Origin of the sequence: Oryzomicrobium sp. (assembly GCF_021287045.1) — a bacterium.
GTDB lineage: Bacteria > Pseudomonadota > Gammaproteobacteria > Burkholderiales > Rhodocyclaceae > Oryzomicrobium.
The window spans coordinates 22,815-40,175 of record NZ_JAJTBG010000012.1 but is presented as its reverse complement, the minus strand read 5'-3'; the positions used below and the strand labels follow the sequence as shown (position 1 = coordinate 40,175).

Genomic DNA, 17,361 nt, shown 5'->3' with positions numbered 1-17,361 from the left:
AAAAGCCACCGGAGGAGCGGTGGCTTTTTCATGTGCCTGGGCTGAACTCAAGGCGGGGTGGGCATCTTAGCGGCACGTCTATGGAAAGCCGCGTCCCTGTTGGGTTTCCAGACTGTCTGGTTGAAGGTCCGCGCCCCTATTGGGTTTCCGGGACGTGCCCGCCGGGCTCAGTCGTTGGCCGCGGCGCCGGCGATGGCCTGGTCCATGGCCTGGCGCAGGATCTCCGGGCTCTGGGCGCCGGAGACGCCGAGGCGGCCGCCGAAGATGAAGAAGGGCACGCTGGTGACGCCCATCTGCTGCACCCGCTCGGCCAGGGCCAGCACCTGCTCCTCCTCGCCGTCGCCGGCCAGGAAGTCGAGGGCGCTCTGGTAGTCCCAGCCCGCGGCGTCGGCGATGCGCGCCAGCACCTCGTGGTCGCCCAGGTTGCGCGGCTCAACGAAGCTGATCATGAACAGGCCCTCCACCAGATCCTTGGTGGCCTGGGGCAGGGTGCGCTGCATGTGGTGGATCAGGCGGTGGGCGGCCAGGGTGTTGGCCCGCACCTCGATGCGCTCGAAGGCGAAGTTGATCCCGACCGAGTTGCCCGCCTCGCGGAGCCGGGCCCAGGTTTCGGCCAGTTTTTCCGGGCCGCCGAACTTGGCCTCCAGGAAGGGCCGGTAGGGCTCGCCCTGGGGCGGGGTGTCCGGGTTGAGGAAGTAGGGCAGCCAGCGGATGGCCACCGGCAGATCGGGCCGGGCCTGGCGCAGGTCGGCCAGGGCCGCTTCGAGGCGGCGCTTGCCGATGTAGCACCAGGGGCAGACCACGTCGGAGACGATGTCGATGGTAAGCATGAGGGTGTTCCTGTGGGGGCTGCGGCGGCACCTCTGCGGGCGCCGGAGCGTCGTTCGGGGGCTGCCCTCCCGCCGGGCGGGAGGGATGCGCAGGGCGCCCATGCTAAACTCATCCCTATCTTTTGGCACCTGTTCGGTGCGCTTTTCGGGATTTGCGCGCTCATGTCCGGCAACACCTTTGGCACCCTCTTTACCGTTACCTCCTTCGGCGAATCCCATGGCCCGGCCATCGGCTGCGTGGTGGACGGCTGTCCCCCGGGATTGTCCCTGACCGAGGCCGACATCCAGGCCGACCTGGACCGGCGCAAGCCGGGCACCTCGCGCCACGTCACCCAGCGCCGCGAGCCGGACGAGGTGGAGATTCTCTCCGGGGTGTTCGAGGGCAAGACCACCGGCACGCCGATCGCCCTGTTGATCCGCAACACCGACCAGCGCAGCAAGGACTACGGCAACATCGCCCAGCAGTTCCGCCCGGGCCACGCCGACTACGCCTACACGCAAAAGTATGGCTTCCGCGACTACCGCGGCGGCGGCCGCTCCTCGGCCCGGGAAACCGCGGTGCGCGTGGCCGCCGGGGCGATCGCCCGCAAGTGGCTGTTCGAGCGCTACGGCGTTTCCATCCGCGGCTGGATGGACCAGCTCGGCCCCATCGCCATTCCCTTCGAGTCCGCCGAAGAGATCGGCCAGAACCCGTTCTTCGCCCCCAACGCCGCCATCGTCCCCGAGCTGGAGGCCTACATGGACCAGCTGCGCAAGGACGGCGATTCGGTGGGCGCCGGCATCACCGTCACCGCCACCGGCCTGCCGCCGGGCTGGGGCGAGCCGGTGTTCGACCGGCTCGACGCCGACATCGCCCACGCCCTGATGAGCATCAACGCGGTCAAGGGCGTCGAGATCGGCGCCGGCTTCGCCAGCATTGCCCAGCGCGGCACCGAGCACGGCGACGCCATGACGCCCCAGGGCTTCCTCTCCAACAACGCCGGCGGCGTGCTGGGGGGCATTTCCACCGGCCAGGACATCGTCGCCCGCATCGCCATCAAGCCCACCTCCAGCATCCGCACCCCGCGCCAGTCGGTGGACGTGGCCGGCACCCCGGTGATGGTGGAAACCTTCGGCCGCCACGACCCCTGCGTCGGCATCCGCGCCACCCCCATCGCCGAGGCCATGCTGGCCCTGGCCCTGATCGACCACGCCCTGCTCCACCGCGCCCAGTGCGGCGATGTGGTGTGCGCCACGCCGCGCATTCCGGGGGCGGTCGGCTGAACCGCGCGCACCGTGGCGAAACGGCCGGGCGCCCCAGGTTACGCAGTACCCTGATTCAAACCAACAAGGGAGGTACGCCATGGTGATCGATCCGCACGACCTGCATCACGAGTTTCCCGAGTACCGGGAGACCATCAGCAGCCTGAAGGTGTCCAACGCCCACTTCGCCCGCCTGTTCGGCGAATACCACGTGGTGAACAACGAGGTGGTGAAGGCGGAGGAGGGCAGCACCCTGCTCGGCGATATCGAGCTGGAAGCCCTGAAGAAGCAGCGCCTCAAGCTCAAGGACGACCTCTACGGCATGCTCAAGGATCACGTGCCGGCCTGAACCGTCCGGCAGTCGCGCCTGCGGGGGGCTAGGCCCCCCGCGGTCGTTTCCGCCGCCCCGTTTTCTCACCTTTTCGCCGAACCCTTTCCGTCCCGCCGCGCGGGGCCTCCGCTTCTTCCGCCCCTCCCATGCCTTCCGCCCCCGGGCTGCCCTACTGGCGCCTCGCCGGTTACTACTTCTTCTACTTCGCCTACGTCGGGGCGTTCTCCCCCTATTTCGGCCTGTACCTGCAATCCCTCGGGCTGTCGGCCTGGGACATCGGCCTGCTGATGACCCAGTCCCAGTTGATGCGCTTGTTCGCCCCGGCCCTGTGGGGCTGGTTCGCCGACCGCAGCGGCAAGCGCCTGACGGTGGTGCGCTGGACCTCGGCGGTGGCGGTGCTGGGCTTTTGCGGCTTCTTCGTCGCCGAGCGCTTCGCCGCCCTGATGGCAGCCATGATCGCCATGGCCTTCTTCTGGAGCGCGGCCCTGCCCTTGGTGGAATCCCTCACCTTCGACCACTTGAAGGGCGAGGCGGGGCGCTACAGCCGCATCCGCATGTGGGGGTCGGTCGGCTTCATCGTCGCCGTGGCCGGGGGCGGGGCGCTGCTCGACCGGATGTCCGTGTCCGCCGTGGTGCCCCTGGTGGCCGCCATCCTGGCCGGCATCGCCGCCCTGGCCTTCACCCTGCCCGAGGCCCACGGCGGGCAGCGTCACGCATCGGCCCCCGGCGGGCTGCGCGGCGTGCTCGCCCAGTCCCGGGTGCGGGCCCTGCTGGCGGCCTGCTTCTTCATGTCGGCGACCCACGGGGCGCTCTACGTCTTTTACTCGATCTACCTGTCCGACTACGGCTACAGCAAGGCCCTGGTGGGGGGCATGTGGTGCCTGGGGGTGGCGGCCGAGATCGCCGTGTTCTACTTCATGGCCCGGCTGATGCGCCGCTACGGCCTGCGCCAGATCCTGCTCGCCAGCCTGGCGGCAGCGGTGCTGCGCTTCCTCCTGATCGGCTGGGGCATCGGCTCCCTGCCGGTGCTGGTGCTCGCCCAGCTGCTCCACGGCATCACCTTCGGCGCCTTCCACGCCGCGGCCATCGCCGCGATCAACCGCTGGTTCCCCGGCCGCACCCAGGCCCGGGGGCAGGCCCTCTATTCGAGCCTGTCGTTCGGGGCCGGCGGGCTGGTTGGCGGTATGATCTCGGGCTATCTATGGGACACCATCGGTCCGGCCTGGGTCTATACCCTGAGCGCCGGATTCGCCGTGATCGGCTGGCTCCTCGCCGCCCGCTGGGTGCGCGAGGATGAACCGGCGCCGGTCGCGGCCGCCGTCTGAAAGGGGAATGCGGGGATGCGGGAAATGCAGGGAGTGCGAATCAAGTCGATGTGGGGCCTGACCGCCCTGGCGGTGGTGCTCGCCGCCTGCCAGACCGTGCCGCTGACCGGCCGCAGCCAGTTGCTGCTGACCAGCGAATCGGAAGAGACCAAGCTCGGCCTGACCTCCTACCAGGAGGTGCTGAAGAAGGAAAAGGTATCCGCCGACCCGGCGGCCAACGCCCTGGTGCAGAAGGTGGGGCGGCGCATCGCCGAGGCCACTGGCAAGACCAGCTACCAGTGGGAATTCAAGGTCATCGACAACGACAAGACCCTTAACGCCTTCTGCCTGCCCGGCGGCAAGGTGGCGGTCTATACCGGCATCCTCAAGGTCACCCAGGACGAGGCCGGGTTGGCCACGGTGATCGGCCACGAGGTGGCCCACGCCATCGCCCGCCACGGTGGCGAGCGCATGAGCCAGCAGATGGTGGTGAGCGGCCTGACCGCCGCCGCCGCCCTGACCACCGACGATCCGGGCCGACGCAACCTCTACGCCGGCCTGCTCGGCGCCGGCGTCACGGTGGGGGTGCTGCTGCCCTATTCGCGCTTGCAGGAATCCGAGGCCGACCGCATGGGCCTCATCTACATGGCCAAGGCCGGCTACGACCCCCGGGCCGCCGTCGCCTTCTGGCAGCGCATGAGCGATGCGGGCAAGGGCCAGGCCAAGCCGCCGGAACTGCTGTCCACCCACCCGGCCGACGCCACCCGCATCCGCCAGCTCGAATCCCTGATGCCCGAGGCCCTGGCCTACTACCGGCCGCGCTGATCCGGAGGCCGGCGTGGAATCCCGCATCCGCTTCGACTGGCGCGACCTGGAACTGTTCGTCGCCGTGGCCGAGACCGGCAGCATCGCCCGGGCGGCGGAGCGCAGCCATACCGTGGCCTCCGCCGTCAGCAAGCGCCTGGCCGACCTGGAGCGGGAACTGGCTACGCCGCTGCTGGAGCGTCACAGCAAGGGCGTGGGTCTGACCGCCGCCGGCGAGGCCCTGCTCGGCCGCGCCCGCAGCCTGATCGAGCAGGCCCGCCAGGTGGAGCAGGAGGTGCGCGGCTACGGCGCCGGCCTGTCCGGGCTGGTGCGGCTCCACGCCAACATCTCGGCCATCGTCGAATTCCTGCCGGCGGCCCTGGCCAGTTTCGGCCGGGAGCATCCGGGCATCCGGGTGCACCTGGAAGAACACGTCAGCGACGCCATTGCCCGGGCGGTGGTGGAGCAGGTGGCCGACCTGGGCATCGTCAGCGACCAGCCCCAGCGCGACGGCCTGGAACTGGTGCCGTTCCGCACTGACCGCCTGCAACTGCTGGTCACCCCGGACCACCCCCTGGCCGGGCGCGGCAAGGTGCGCTTTGCCGAATCCCTCGACTACCCGCTGGTGGGCCTGCCCGCCACTAGCGCCCTGCACGCCCGCTTGCAGCGCGAGGCCGCCGAGGCCGGGCGGGAGCTGCACCTGCCGATCCGGGTGTCGAGCTTCGACGCCGTGTGCGCCATGGTCGCCGCCGGCCTGGGGGTCGGGGTGGTGCCCCAGGCGGCCACCACCCCCTACATCGCCTCCCTGGGCCTGGTGGCCCTGACCTTGGACGAGGACTGGGCCCTGCGCCAGCTGTTCGTCTGCCGCCGCGCCGGCGAGGCCCTCTCGCCGGCCGCCCAGCGCCTGTTCACCCACCTCTGCCGGGCCTGAGCCCGGGTAGGGGAGGGGGCGCCCGCCCCATGGGCGGGGGGCGATGCAGTGCCATCGTCAACGGCGATGGCAGATTCTTTATCCATCGCTACCCAAGACGTCATTGCCCGGGCATCCTTGCCGGACGTGAGAGGGACGCCCTGAGGTAGGATGTGCTCCCTCCCGACCCCGCCCGCCGCCGCATCCGGCGCGACCGGGCGCCTTTCGGGGATGTTCATTCGAGGAAGCAGGCATGGCGCAGACGCTCTACGACAAACTCTGGAACAGCCACGTCGTCCACCAGGAAGCGGACGGCACGGCGATTCTCTACATCGACCGCCACCTGGTGCACGAAGTCACCAGCCCCCAGGCCTTCGAGGGCCTCAAGCTGGCCGGCCGCAAGCCCTGGCGGATCTCCTCCATCGTCGCCACGGCGGACCACAACACCCCCACCGAAGGCTGGGACGCGGCCCGGGGCACGGCCACCATCGCCGACCCGATCTCGCGCCAGCAGGTGGAAACCCTGGACGCCAACATCAAGGCCGTCGGCGCACTGGCCTACTTCCCCTTCATGAACGAGCGCCAGGGCATCGTGCATGTCATCGGCCCGGAAAACGGCGCCACCCTGCCGGGCATGACCGTGGTCTGCGGTGATTCCCACACCTCCACCCACGGCGCCTTCGCCGCCCTGTCCTTCGGCATCGGCACCTCCGAGGTGGAGCACGTGCTCGCCACCCAGACCCTGCTGATGAAGAAGTCCAAGTCGATGCTCATCACGGTCGAGGGTACCCTGGGCGCCGGCGTCACCGCCAAGGACATCGTCCTCGCCATCATCGGCAAGATCGGCACCGCCGGCGGCACCGGCTACGCCATCGAGTTCGCCGGCTCGGCGATCCGCGGCCTGACCATGGAAGGGCGCATGACCGTGTGCAACATGGCCATCGAGGCCGGCGCCCGCGCTGGCATGGTGGCCGCCGACGACACCACCTGCGCCTACCTCAAGGACCGCATGTTGTCGCCCAAGGCCGCCGACTGGGATGCCGCCGTGGCTTACTGGAAGACCCTGCACAGCGATGAAGGCGCCCAGTTCGACCGGGTGGTGGAACTGCGCGCCGAGGACATCCAGCCCCAGGTGACCTGGGGCACCTCGCCGGAGATGGTGGTGGCCGTGACCGGCCGCGTGCCCGACCCGGCCGCCGAGAGCGACGCGACCCGCCGTTCCGGCATGGAGCGGGCGCTCCAGTACATGGGCCTCACCGCCAACACCCCGATCAGCGAGATCCCGGTGGACGTGGTGTTCATCGGCTCCTGCACCAACTCCCGCATCGAGGACCTGCGCGCCGCCGCCGCCGTCGCCAAGGGCCGCCGCAAGGCCGATTCAGTCAAGCGCGTGCTGGTGGTGCCGGGCTCCGGCCTGGTCAAGCGCCAGGCCGAGGCCGAGGGGTTGGACAAGATCTTCCAGGCCGCCGGCTTCGAATGGCGCGAGCCGGGCTGTTCCATGTGCCTGGCGATGAACGCCGACCGGCTGGAGCCGGGCGAGCGCTGCGCCTCCACCTCGAACCGCAACTTCGAGGGCCGCCAGGGCCCCAACGGCCGCACCCACCTGGTGAGCCCGGCCATGGCCGCCGCCGCCGCCGTGACCGGCCATTTCACCGACGTTCGCCAATTCAGCTGAGCGGGAGCACGCACATGCAGGCATTTACCCTTCTCGACGGTCTCGTCGCCCCCCTCGACCGGTCCAACGTGGACACCGACGCGATCATCCCCAAGCAATTCCTCAAATCCATCAAGCGTTCCGGTTTCGGCCCCAACTGCTTCGACGAGTGGCGCTACCTGGACCACGGCGAGCCCGGCATGGATTGCAGCCAGCGGCCCAAGAACCCGGACTTCGTGCTCAACCAGCCGCGCTACGCCGGCGCCGAAATCCTGCTGGTGCGGGCCAACTTCGGCTGCGGTTCGAGCCGCGAGCACGCCCCCTGGGCGCTCCTCGACATGGGCTTCAAGGCCATCCTGGGCGAGTCCTACGCCGACATCTTCTTCAACAACTGCTTCAAGAACGGCATTCTGCCGATCGTGCTGCCCAAGGCCGAGCTGGACGAGTTGTTCGCCCAGGTGGATGCCGCCCCGGGTTACAAGCTGGTGATCGACCTGGCCGCCCAGACCGTGACCCGGCCCGACGGCAAGGCCATCCCCTTCCCGATCGACCCGTTCCGCAAGGAATGCCTGCTCAACGGCTGGGACGACATCGGCTTGACCCTGCGCCACGCCGACGAAATCAGCGCTTTCGAGGCCAAGCGCCGCGTCGAGCAGCCCTGGCTGTTCGCCTGAACGCCAGAGTAGCGGTAATGCCGATTGGCAAGGCCCCGCGGGGCCGCTACCTTCCTTTTTGATGCGACATTTTGGAGCCCCGCCCGACCGGCGGGGCTTCGGCTTGACGAGAGAGACGACATGACGAAGAAAATCTGCGTATTGCCGGGCGACGGCATCGGCCCCGAAATCACCGCCGAGGCGGTCAAGGTGCTCAAGGCCCTGGACCTGGGCCTGGAAATGGAAGAGGGCCTGCTCGGCGGCGGTGCCGTGGACGCCACCGGCAACCCCTACCCGGAAGCGACGCAAAAGCTGGCCCAGGCGGCCGATGCGGTGCTGCTCGGCGCCGTGGGCGGCCCCAAGTGGGACAGCCTGCCCCGGGAACAGCGCCCCGAGCGCGGCCTGCTTGGCATCCGCAAGCAGCTCAACCTGTTCGCCAACCTGCGCCCGGCCATCCTCTACCCGGAACTGGCCAATGCCTCTACCCTCAAGCCCGAAGTGGTGGCCGGCCTGGACATCCTGATCGTGCGCGAGCTGACCGGCGACATCTACTTCGGCCAGCCCCGCGGCATCGAAATGCGCGATGGGGAGCGCTTCGGCTTCAACACCATGCACTACACCGAGTCGGAAATCCGCCGCATCGGCCGGGTCGCCTTCGAGGCCGCGCGCAAGCGCAACAAGAAGGTCTGCTCGGTGGACAAGATGAACGTTCTTGAAACCACCCAGTTGTGGCGCGACGTGATGAACGAACTGGCGCCCGAATACCCGGACGTGGAATTGACCCACATGCTGGTGGACAACGCCGCCATGCAGCTGGTCAAGGCGCCCAAGCAGTTCGACGTGATGGTCACCGGCAACATGTTCGGCGACATCCTGTCCGACGAAGCCTCCATGCTCACCGGCTCCATCGGCATGCTGCCCTCGGCCTCCCTGGACGCCAACAACAAGGGCCTCTACGAGCCGTCCCACGGTTCCGCCCCGGACATCGCCGGCAAGGGCGTGGCCAACCCTCTGGCCACCATCCTCTCCGCCGCCATGATGCTGCGCTACACCTTCAACCTGGAAGAAGCCGCCGCGAAGGTGGAAAACGCGGTGAAGAAGGTGCTGGCCCAGGGCTATCGCACCGGCGACATCTACGAGCCGGGCACCACCAAGGTGGGTACCCAGGAGATGGGCAATGCGGTCCTGGCCGCCCTCTGATATGGGGGTGGCGCCGTGCCGGCGCCAAATCGTTGCGGGCGCTGGCGTGCCATGCGCGCGAGTGCCCGCTAACGTGTTAATGTTTGATTTTTCCCGGCCGTTATATCGGGACAGTTTTTTTCGTTATCAAGGTTGAAGGTTGGCACCATGAAAAAGGTTGGTCTGGTTGGTTGGCGGGGGATGGTCGGTTCCGTCCTCATGCAGCGCATGCAGGAAGAGAACGACTTCGCCCTGATCGAGCCGGTGTACTTCTCCACCTCGGCAGCGGGCGGCAAGGCCCCGGCCTTCGGCGGCAAGGAGGGCGGCACCCTGAAGGATGCGAATTCCATCGATGAGCTGAAGAAGATGGACATCGTCATCACCTGCCAGGGCGGCGACTACACCAAGGAAGTCTTCCCCAAGCTGCGCGCCTCCGGCTGGAACGGCCACTGGATCGACGCCGCTTCCGCCCTGCGCATGGCCGACGATGCCGTGATCGTGCTCGACCCGGTCAACCTGGACGTGATCAAGAATGCCCTGGCCAAGGGCGGCAAGAACTGGATCGGCGGCAACTGTACCGTGTCGCTGATGCTGATGGGCCTGGGCGGCCTGTTCAAGGCCGACCTGGTGGAGTGGGTGTCCGCCATGACCTACCAGGCCGCTTCCGGCGCCGGTGCCCAGAACATGCGCGAGCTGCTCGCCCAGATGGGCGCCCTGCACGACGCGGTCAAGGGCGACCTGGCCGATCCGGCCTCCGCCATCCTCGACATCGACCGCAAAGTGGCCGAGACCATGCGCTCGTCCGCCTTCCCGACCAAGAACTTCCGCAACACCCCGCTCGCCGGCAGCCTGATCCCCTGGATCGACGTGCCCGTCGACAACGGCCAGTCCAAGGAAGAATGGAAGGGTGGCGCCGAGTGCAACAAGATCCTCGGCAAGCCGGCTTTCCGCTCCGCCGGCAGCATTCCCATCGACGGCCTGTGCGTGCGCATCGGCGCCATGCGCTGCCACTCCCAGGGCCTGACCATCAAGCTGAAGAAGGACGTGCCCCTGGACGAGGTGAGCGAGATCATCGGCACCGCCAACGACTGGGTGAAGGTGGTTCCCAATGAGCGCGAGATCACCGAGCGCGAGCTGACCCCCACCGCCGTCACCGGCACCCTGACCGTTCCCGTCGGCCGCCTGCACAAGCTGGCCATGGGTCCGGACTACCTGGGTGCCTTCACCGTCGGCGACCAGCTGCTGTGGGGCGCCGCCGAGCCGCTGCGCCGCATGCTGCGCATCCTGCTCGAAGCCTGATGCAGCGGCGGGCGGCCTCGGCTGTCCGCCATTGCCTGTTGTAAAAAAGCCGGGAAAGCACTCCAATGCGGTTTCCCGGCTTTTGTTTTATTCGCGGTGTGGCATTCCGGCGACGCGACGGTGGCAGATATATTGTCACAAAGAGGTTTAGCTTGATCGGCTAACTTCATGATGTTATTTTAATTATTCCAATTTCGACGCTCAGGGGTGGCGCCGTGAAAAAAGAACGTCATATGACCTATCCTCTTCGCACCGGGCTGCGCGCCGGTGCCGTGGCCGTTTCCCTGGCCATCGCCTTGGGCATGGCGCCCCTGGCGGCCCAGGCCGCGGGCCTCGGCAAACTCAAGGTTTACTCGGCGCTTGGCCAGCCCTTGCGTGCGGAAATCGAACTCAACGCCACCAAAGACGAGCTTTCCGGCATGACAGCCCGGCTCGCCTCCCAGGGGACCTTCAAACAGGCCGGGATCGACTACGCCTCGACCCTGCTGGGCCTGCGTTTCGCCATCGACAAAAAGGACGCCTCCCGACCGGTGATCCGCCTGTCCTCGGACCGGCCGATCAACGACCCCTTCGTGGACATGCTCCTCGAGATCGACTGGCCCGCCGGCCGCCTGGTGCGCGAATACACCTTCCTCCTCGATCCCCCGGAAATCTCCGGCAAGGCCGCCCAGGTGGCCCCGGTCGAGGCCAAGACCCTGCCCGGCGTCGCCGCCGCCGAAGGCCCTGCCCAGGCCAAGGAGCCCCGGGTTGGCAAGGCCGCTCCGGCTCCGCGCGTGCGTGAAAAGGCGGAAAAGGTCGAGAAGGCCGAACCCGCCCCAGCCAAGTCCGCCGGCGAGCCTTCCGCCACCCACTTGGTCAAGCGCGGTGAAACCCTGCGCCAGATCGCCGCGGCCGAACAGGTCGAGGGGGTCACCCTGGAACAGATGCTGGTGGGCTTGTATCGGGCCAACCGGGACGCCTTCGACGGCAACAACATGAACCGCCTGCGCGCCGGGCGCATCCTCAACGTGCCCGACCAAGCCACCCTGGCCGCGGTCAGCCCGAGCGAGGCGAAGAAGGTGGTGGTGGCCCAGTCCGCCGATTGGAACGCCTACCGCCGCCGGCTGGCCGGCCTGGCCGCCGAAGGTCCGGCCCGGGACAGCGGTGTCGGCCAGGCCGCCTCGGGCAAGGTCACCGCCCGGGTGGACGACAAGGCCGCCCCGGCCAGCGAACCCCGCGATCAGGTGCGGGTGTCCCGTACCGAAACGGCCAAGGGCAAGGGCGGCAAGGCCGGTGCCGGCGTGGCCGAGGAAGACCTGGTCGCCAAGGACAAGGCCCTCAAGGATGCCAACGAGCGCCTGGCCCAGCTGGAAAAGAACGTCAACGATTTGCAAAAGGCCCTGGAGCTGAAGAGCCAGAATCTGGCCGAGTTGCAGAAGCAGTCCGGCGCCAAGGCCCAGCCGGCCCCGGCACCGTCGGCCCAGGCGCCGATCAAGCCGGCGGCCGAGCCTGCTCCCGCGCCCCAGCCTCAATCCGCTGCTCCGGCGGCCACGCCTGCGCCGGCCGCCGCCGCGAGCGAGCCCGCCGCTTCGGCCACCCCCACCCCGGCCGCCGACACGCCCAAGGCCGAGGAAAAACCGGCCGAGCCCGTGGCGCCCAAGGTCGAAGAGGCGCCCAAGCCCGCCGCACCGAAGCCCGTCGCCAAGCCCGTGCCGCCGCCGCCCCCGGTGGAAGAGCCCAGCCTGATCGACGACCTGCTCGGCAATCCGACCCTGCTGGCCGGCGGAGGCGGTGTCCTGGCCCTGCTGCTCGGCCTGGTGGCCTACCGGCGGCGCAAGGCCGCCCAGGTTTCCCACCTGTCCGAAACCATGCCCATGACCACCAGCATGCCCAGCCAGCCGAGCCTGGGGGCCAATTCGGTGTTCAAGAGCACCGGCGGCCAGAGCGTGGATACCTCCAACACCCCGGTCACCGATTTCAGCCAGGCCGGTCCCGGCACCATCGACACCGACGAGGTGGATCCGGTAGCCGAGGCCGACGTCTACATGGCCTACGGCCGCGACGCCCAGGCCGAGGAAATCCTCATCGAGGCCCTGCAAAAGGACCCCAAGCGCACCGCCATCCACCTCAAGCTGCTGGAGATCTATTCCAACCGCAAGAGCCTGAAGCAGTTCGAGACCCTGGCCTCCGAGCTGTACGCCGTCACCGGCGGCAGCGGCGGCGACTGGGACAAGGCGGCGGCCATGGGGGCCAAGCTCGATCCGAACAATCCCCTGTTCGCCGCCGTCCAGGGCGGACATGCCGCCGCGCCGGCGGACAAGCCCGTCGCCAGTCCGGCCGCTGCGCCGCTCCAGGCTGCCGCCACCGCGGCTGCCGCCGGTGTTGCGGCTTTGGCCCTGGGCGAGGCCTTCGGTGCCGAGCCGACCGAAGCCACCGCCAAGGCGAAGGGCGACAACAGCCTGGCCGATCTGCTGGCGTCCCACGGCGCCGATGCGGCTACCCTGGATTTCGACTTGGGCAATGTCCTCAACGCGGGAGCCGATCCGGTTGCCAAGCCGGAGCTGGAACCCCTGCCCGACCTGGTCCTGCCCGAGCCCGTAGCCGAGGCGCCGGCGCCGGCAGCTACAGCTGCGGCGGATGACGACGAGCCGGCAGCCGCCCAGGAAGCGCCCAAGTCCGACCTGGAAAGCACCATGACCCTGCCCGATCCGGGCGCCGTCGAATTCTCCCTGGACGACAGCTTCAGCAGCGCCGAGACCGCCGTCCAGACCCCGGCGGCCCTGGAGCACGACGACAACGGCCTGGACTTCGAACTCGACCTGGGCGACGCCGGCCTGGCGCTGGACGCCCCGTCTACCGCACCGGCCGCATCCGTGCCCGCGGCCCAGCCCCAGCTTGAGGAAGTCGAGGAGCTGCCGGCCGTTGCGCCGCTCGAAGTTGCCGAGCCGGCCCCCGAAGAGCCCGCCGTGCCTGCCGCTTCTGATGCGTCTGCTACGGACGATTCGGGGCTGGAATTCGACGTGCAGCTGACCGAATCCACCGTCCTGGGCGACGCCCTCCAGGCTCGTTCCTTCGACCTGTCCTCGATCAGCCTGGATCTGGATCAGCCGGGTCAGCCCGGCCAGCCGGACGAAGCGGCCGGCGCCACAGCTCCGGCGCCGGAAGCCACGGTGATCATGGCCCCGGCCGACAGCGCCATCGATTTCGGCAGCGAAAGCAGCAACGTGCCCCTGGATCTGCCGCCGGAGCAGCCCGCCGACGGCGACTCCCGCTGGCAGGAAGTGGCCACCAAGCTCGACCTGGCCAAGGCCTACGAGGAAATGGGCGACGTGGAAGGTGCCAAGGAGCTGTTGCAGGAGGTGCTCGCCGAAGGCGACGCCACCCAGCAGGAACAGGCTCGCGCCATCATCGGCCGTATCGGGAGCTGAGCGGCTGTTGCGCTAACTCCCCGACCTGGCCGGGCGCTACAATGCGCCCAGCCCGAAGCGTCGCCGCCCCCCGGGGCCGCGGCGCTTCGTTTTTTCGCGTCGTCCCTTTCTAGCCCCGCGACGCTTGCCGACCACGGCCGGCGTCCGGTCACTCTTTCCCCCCTCTTTACCCCTCGTGCCTTCCTCCCATCACCCCGTCCTCCCCCTGGCGGCCAGCCTGGTCCTCCTGCTCGCGGCCCAGCAGCCCTTGGGTCCCTGGCTGGTCCTCGCCCTGGTGCCCCTGGCCCTGGCGGCCGGCGCCGGCGCGGACCTGAGGCGTTTGCTCCGGCGCACCCGCTGGCTGCTGCTGTCCCTGGTGGCGGTGTTCGCCCTGGGCACGCCGGGAAGCGTGTGGTGGCCGCCCTTGGGTATGTGGGTGACCCGGGAAGGACTGGAATTGGCTTTGGAGCACGGCGCCCGCCTGGTGGCCGTGCTGGCGGTGGTGGCGATGCTGCTGGCCCGGACGCCGGCCCAGACCCTGGCGGCGGGGCTGCTCACCCTGTTCGCGCCCCTGGCCCGTCTCGGGGCGCCGGTGGAGCGGGCGGTGGCCCGGCTGGTGCTGGTGCTGCGCGCCATCGACGCTGCACCGGCCCGCACCGGGACGGCGGGCGTGGCCGGCACCTGGCGCCTCAGCCTGGCCTCCCTGGCCGGCGCGGGCTTGCCCGACGACGCCCTGCCCGGCAATGTGCTGGAAATTCCCCGGCAAACGCTGACGGCCAGGGAGCGCGGGCTGCTGGCGCTGCTGGGCGCCGTTGCCCTGGCCCTGGCGGCAAACCTGATCGGAGGCGCTGCATGAGGATCGCATTGGGGCTGGAATACGACGGCCGGGACTTCACCGGCTGGCAGACCCAGCCCGCCGGCACCGGCATCCAGGACGCCCTGGAGGCGGCCCTGTCGCGCATTGCCGGCACCCCGGTCGCCACGGTGTGCGCCGGCCGCACCGACAGCGGCGTCCATGCCACCCAGCAGGTGGTGCATTTCGACGTGGACGTGCAGCGCCCCGAGTCGGCCTGGGTGCGCGGCGTGAACACCTACCTGCCGGACAGCGTGGCGGTGCGCTGGGCCACGGTCGTGCCCGAGGACTTCCACGCCCGCTTTTCCGCCACCGGCCGGGCCTATCGCTACCTGCTGCTCAACCGGCCCCAGCGCCCCGGCCTGGCCCGCGGGCGGGCCGGCTGGTTCCACCACCCCCTGGACGAGGCGGCGATGGTCGAGGCGGCGGCGCGAATCATGGGCACCCACGACTTTTCCGCCTTTCGTGCCGCCGAGTGCCAGGCCAATTCGCCGGTACGCACCGTCACCCGGGCCGAGGTGCGCCGTTTCGGCGACTGGATCGTCTTCGACTTCGCCGCCAACGCCTTTTTGCACCACATGATCCGCAATCTGGTGGGCAGCCTGGTCTACATCGGCAAGGGCGCCCATCCTCCGGCCTGGATGGACGAACTGCTGGCGGCCCGCAACCGCACCCTGGCGGCCCCCACCTTCGCCCCGGACGGGCTTTACCTGGCCGGCGTCGACTACCCGGCCGGCTTCGCCCTGCCCGCCGCGCCCGTCGAGGGCGAGGCCTTTCCCTGGATCGCGCCATGACTGCTTCCGCTGTTTCCGCCGCTGCCCCCCTCCCGCGTATCAAGATCTGCGGCCTGACCCGGGAGTCCGACGTGGCCGCCGCCGTGGCGGCTGGTGCCGACGCCCTGGGCTTCGTCTTTTACGCCAAGAGCCCCCGGGCGGTGAGCGCCGAGCGGGCCGCCGAACTGGTGCGGGCCGTGCCTCCCTTCGTCACCGTGGTGGGGTTGTTCGTCAATCCGGCCCCGGACGAGGTGGACGCGGTGCTCGACCGGGTACCCCTCAACCTGCTCCAGTTCCACGGCGACGAGAGCGAAGCCGAGTGCCGGCGCTACCGCCGCCCCTACCTCAAGGCGGCGCGGATGAAGGCCGGGGTCGATCTGCTAAAATACGCGGCTGACTTTCCTTCGGCCCGGGGCCTGCTGCTCGATACCTTCGTCGAGGGCTACGGCGGCAGCGGGCAGACTTTCGACTGGTCCTTGATCCCGGCGCCCGCCGTGCGCGATTTTTCCATCGTGCTCTCCGGCGGCCTGGATGCCGGCAACGTGGCCGACGCCATCCGGGCGATCCGGCCGGCGGCGGTGGACGTGTCCTCCGGCGTCGAGCTGCACGAGGGCGGCAAGCCGGTGAAGGGCGTCAAGGACCCGGAACGCATCCGGGCATTCATCGCGGCGGTGCGCGGCGCTTGAGCCGGCGCTTCCGCCAGGAGTTGGGTTTTCATGAGGACATCGATGCGCAGGATTCCGGGAGGACAGAGCCGCCGCGCGTGGCGCTGCTTCCTGGCCAACCACACCTGACCGGCCGGCACGCTGCCGACCCGTCCGGCGCGGCCTTGCGTCGCCAAGCGCCCGCCTCATCCTGCATTCACTCCTGCATCCCCTGGAGATTCCCATGACCACTCCGAAACCTGCCTCTGCCACCCCCGCCATTCCCGTGGCCGATTTTTCCACTTACGACCTGCCCGACGCCCGCGGCCACTTCGGCCCCTACGGCGGCGTGTTCGTCTCCGAAACCCTGATCGCCGCCCTGGAAGAGCTCAAGGAAGCCTACGCCGAGGCCCAGCGCGATCCGGAATTCCGCGCCGAGTTCGAGTACGAGCTCAAGCACTACGTCGGCCGGCCCAGCCCGATCTACCACGCCCGCCACTGGTCCGAGAAGCTGGGCGGCGCCCAGATCTACTTCAAGCGCGAGGACCTCAACCACACTGGCGCCCATAAGGTGAACAACTGCATCGGCCAGGCCCTGCTCGCCCGGCGCATGGGCAAGCCCCGGGTGATCGCCGAAACCGGCGCCGGCCAGCACGGCGTGGCCACCGCCACCGTGGCCGCCCGCTACGGCATGGAGTGCGTGGTGTACATGGGCTCCGAGGACGTCAAGCGCCAGGCCGCCAACGTCTATCGCATGAAGCTGCTCGGCGCCACCGTGGTCCCCGTGGAGTCCGGCTCCAAGACCCTCAAGGACGCCCTCAACGAGGCCATGCGCGACTGGGTGACCAACGTCGGCAACACCTTCTACATCATCGGCACCGTGGCCGGCCCCCACCCCTACCCGATGCTGGTGCGCGACTTCCAGTCGGTGATCGGCACCGAGGCCATCGGCCAGATGCAGGAGCAGGTGGGCCGCCAGCCCGACTACGTGATCGCCTGCGTCGGCGGCGGTTCCAACGCCATGGGCATCTTCCATCCCTACATCCCGGTCAAGGGCGTCGAGCTGATCGGCGTCGAGGCGGCGGGGGAGGGCATGGACACCGGCCGCCACGCCGCCAGCCTGCAAAAGGGCCGTCCCGGCGTGCTGCACGGTAACCGCACCTACCTGCTCCAGGACGCCAACGGCCAGATCATCGAGACCCACTCGGTCTCCGCCGGCCTCGACTACCCGGGCGTCGGCCCCGAGCACGCCTGGCTCAAGGATTCCGGCCGGGCCAGCTACGTCGGCATCAGCGACCACGAGGCTTTGCAGGCTTTCCACGACTGCTGCCGGCTCGAAGGCATCATCCCCGCCCTGGAGTCGTCCCACGCCCTGGCCTACGCCGCCAAGCTGGCGCCGACCCTGCCCCGCGACAAGGTGCTGCTGGTGAACCTGTCCGGCCGGGGCGACAAGGACATGCATACCGTGGCCGAAAAAACCGGCATCCAGTTCTGACCGA

General features: G+C 69.1%; 15 protein-coding genes. 14 read left to right on the top strand and 1 reads right to left on the bottom strand.

The genetic code is table 11. From position 1 onward, the window contains the following. Positions 1-167 precede the first annotated feature (167 nt). Positions 168-830: a DsbA family oxidoreductase gene (locus LWW89_RS13740; RefSeq protein ID WP_293265108.1), complete on the bottom strand. Its 663-nt coding sequence runs from the start codon at positions 828-830 to the stop codon at positions 168-170. Between the two features lie 162 nt (positions 831-992). On the opposite strand from LWW89_RS13740, the gene aroC reads away from it, so the two are divergent. From aroC to trpB, 14 genes are all read left to right on the top strand, one after another. Then, positions 993-2,093, top strand: coding sequence for a chorismate synthase (gene aroC / locus LWW89_RS13735; protein ID WP_293265107.1), 1,101 nt, complete (start codon positions 993-995; stop codon positions 2,091-2,093). Between the two features lie 79 nt (positions 2,094-2,172). Then, positions 2,173-2,421: a YdcH family protein gene (locus LWW89_RS13730; RefSeq protein WP_293265106.1), complete on the top strand. Its 249-nt coding sequence runs from the start codon at positions 2,173-2,175 to the stop codon at positions 2,419-2,421. A 128-nt stretch (positions 2,422-2,549) separates the two neighbouring features. Next, complete coding sequence (locus LWW89_RS13725) at positions 2,550-3,728, top strand: MFS transporter (protein WP_293265104.1); 1,179 nt, start codon at positions 2,550-2,552, stop codon at positions 3,726-3,728. A 24-nt stretch (positions 3,729-3,752) separates the two neighbouring features. Further along, on the top strand, positions 3,753-4,532 hold the full coding sequence (locus LWW89_RS13720) for a M48 family metallopeptidase (protein WP_293265102.1): 780 nt from the start codon (positions 3,753-3,755) through the stop codon (positions 4,530-4,532). Between the two features lie 13 nt (positions 4,533-4,545). Beyond that, positions 4,546-5,442 (top strand): LysR family transcriptional regulator, encoded by an 897-nt coding sequence (locus LWW89_RS13715; protein ID WP_293265100.1) that lies wholly within the window; start codon positions 4,546-4,548, stop codon positions 5,440-5,442. 232 nt (positions 5,443-5,674) lie between these two features. Then, positions 5,675-7,096 (top strand): 3-isopropylmalate dehydratase large subunit, encoded by a 1,422-nt coding sequence (gene leuC, locus LWW89_RS13710; protein WP_293265098.1) that lies wholly within the window; start codon positions 5,675-5,677, stop codon positions 7,094-7,096. Between the two features lie 14 nt (positions 7,097-7,110). Continuing rightward, positions 7,111-7,749 carry a 3-isopropylmalate dehydratase small subunit gene (gene leuD, locus LWW89_RS13705; RefSeq protein WP_293265096.1) on the top strand — a complete coding sequence of 213 codons (639 nt, stop codon included), beginning with the start codon at positions 7,111-7,113 and terminating at the stop codon, positions 7,747-7,749. A gap of 120 nt (positions 7,750-7,869) precedes the next feature. Next, a complete protein-coding gene (gene leuB / locus LWW89_RS13700; RefSeq protein WP_293265094.1) occupies positions 7,870-8,928 on the top strand; it encodes a 3-isopropylmalate dehydrogenase in 1,059 nt (352 codons plus the stop codon). Between the two features lie 147 nt (positions 8,929-9,075). Further along, complete coding sequence (gene asd / locus LWW89_RS13695; RefSeq protein ID WP_293265092.1) at positions 9,076-10,206, top strand: aspartate-semialdehyde dehydrogenase; 1,131 nt, start codon at positions 9,076-9,078, stop codon at positions 10,204-10,206. A gap of 233 nt (positions 10,207-10,439) precedes the next feature. Then, on the top strand, positions 10,440-13,613 hold the full coding sequence (locus tag LWW89_RS13690; protein ID WP_293265090.1) for a FimV/HubP family polar landmark protein: 3,174 nt from the start codon (positions 10,440-10,442) through the stop codon (positions 13,611-13,613). 175 nt (positions 13,614-13,788) lie between these two features. Next, positions 13,789-14,448: a CbiQ family ECF transporter T component gene (locus LWW89_RS13685; protein ID WP_293265088.1), complete on the top strand. Its 660-nt coding sequence runs from the start codon at positions 13,789-13,791 to the stop codon at positions 14,446-14,448. Beyond that, positions 14,445-15,239, top strand: coding sequence for a tRNA pseudouridine(38-40) synthase TruA (truA, locus tag LWW89_RS13680; RefSeq protein WP_293265086.1), 795 nt, complete (start codon positions 14,445-14,447; stop codon positions 15,237-15,239). Before LWW89_RS13685 ends, truA begins: the two co-directional genes overlap by 4 nt. Beyond that, positions 15,236-15,904: a phosphoribosylanthranilate isomerase gene (locus LWW89_RS13675; RefSeq protein ID WP_293265084.1), complete on the top strand. Its 669-nt coding sequence runs from the start codon at positions 15,236-15,238 to the stop codon at positions 15,902-15,904. The genes truA and LWW89_RS13675 overlap by 4 nt, the downstream gene beginning before the upstream one ends. A 238-nt stretch (positions 15,905-16,142) precedes the next feature. Beyond that, positions 16,143-17,357, top strand: a complete 1,215-nt coding sequence (gene trpB / locus LWW89_RS13670) for a tryptophan synthase subunit beta (protein ID WP_293265207.1) — start codon at positions 16,143-16,145, stop codon at positions 17,355-17,357. Positions 17,358-17,361: the final 4 nt, after the last annotated feature.

Coding starts and splice junctions, on each gene's coding strand:
- aroC (WP_293265107.1), top strand. CDS start 993: ATGTCCGGCAACACCTTTGGCACCCTCTTTACCGTTACCTCCTTCGGC.
- LWW89_RS13690 (WP_293265090.1), top strand. CDS start 10,440: ATGACCTATCCTCTTCGCACCGGGCTGCGCGCCGGTGCCGTGGCCGTT.
- LWW89_RS13675 (WP_293265084.1), top strand. CDS start 15,236: ATGACTGCTTCCGCTGTTTCCGCCGCTGCCCCCCTCCCGCGTATCAAG.
- leuC (WP_293265098.1), top strand. CDS start 5,675: ATGGCGCAGACGCTCTACGACAAACTCTGGAACAGCCACGTCGTCCAC.
- LWW89_RS13740 (WP_293265108.1), bottom strand. CDS start 830: ATGCTTACCATCGACATCGTCTCCGACGTGGTCTGCCCCTGGTGCTAC.
- LWW89_RS13725 (WP_293265104.1), top strand. CDS start 2,550: ATGCCTTCCGCCCCCGGGCTGCCCTACTGGCGCCTCGCCGGTTACTAC.
- LWW89_RS13730 (WP_293265106.1), top strand. CDS start 2,173: ATGGTGATCGATCCGCACGACCTGCATCACGAGTTTCCCGAGTACCGG.
- leuB (WP_293265094.1), top strand. CDS start 7,870: ATGACGAAGAAAATCTGCGTATTGCCGGGCGACGGCATCGGCCCCGAA.
- LWW89_RS13720 (WP_293265102.1), top strand. CDS start 3,753: ATGCAGGGAGTGCGAATCAAGTCGATGTGGGGCCTGACCGCCCTGGCG.
- truA (WP_293265086.1), top strand. CDS start 14,445: ATGAGGATCGCATTGGGGCTGGAATACGACGGCCGGGACTTCACCGGC.
- asd (WP_293265092.1), top strand. CDS start 9,076: ATGAAAAAGGTTGGTCTGGTTGGTTGGCGGGGGATGGTCGGTTCCGTC.
- leuD (WP_293265096.1), top strand. CDS start 7,111: ATGCAGGCATTTACCCTTCTCGACGGTCTCGTCGCCCCCCTCGACCGG.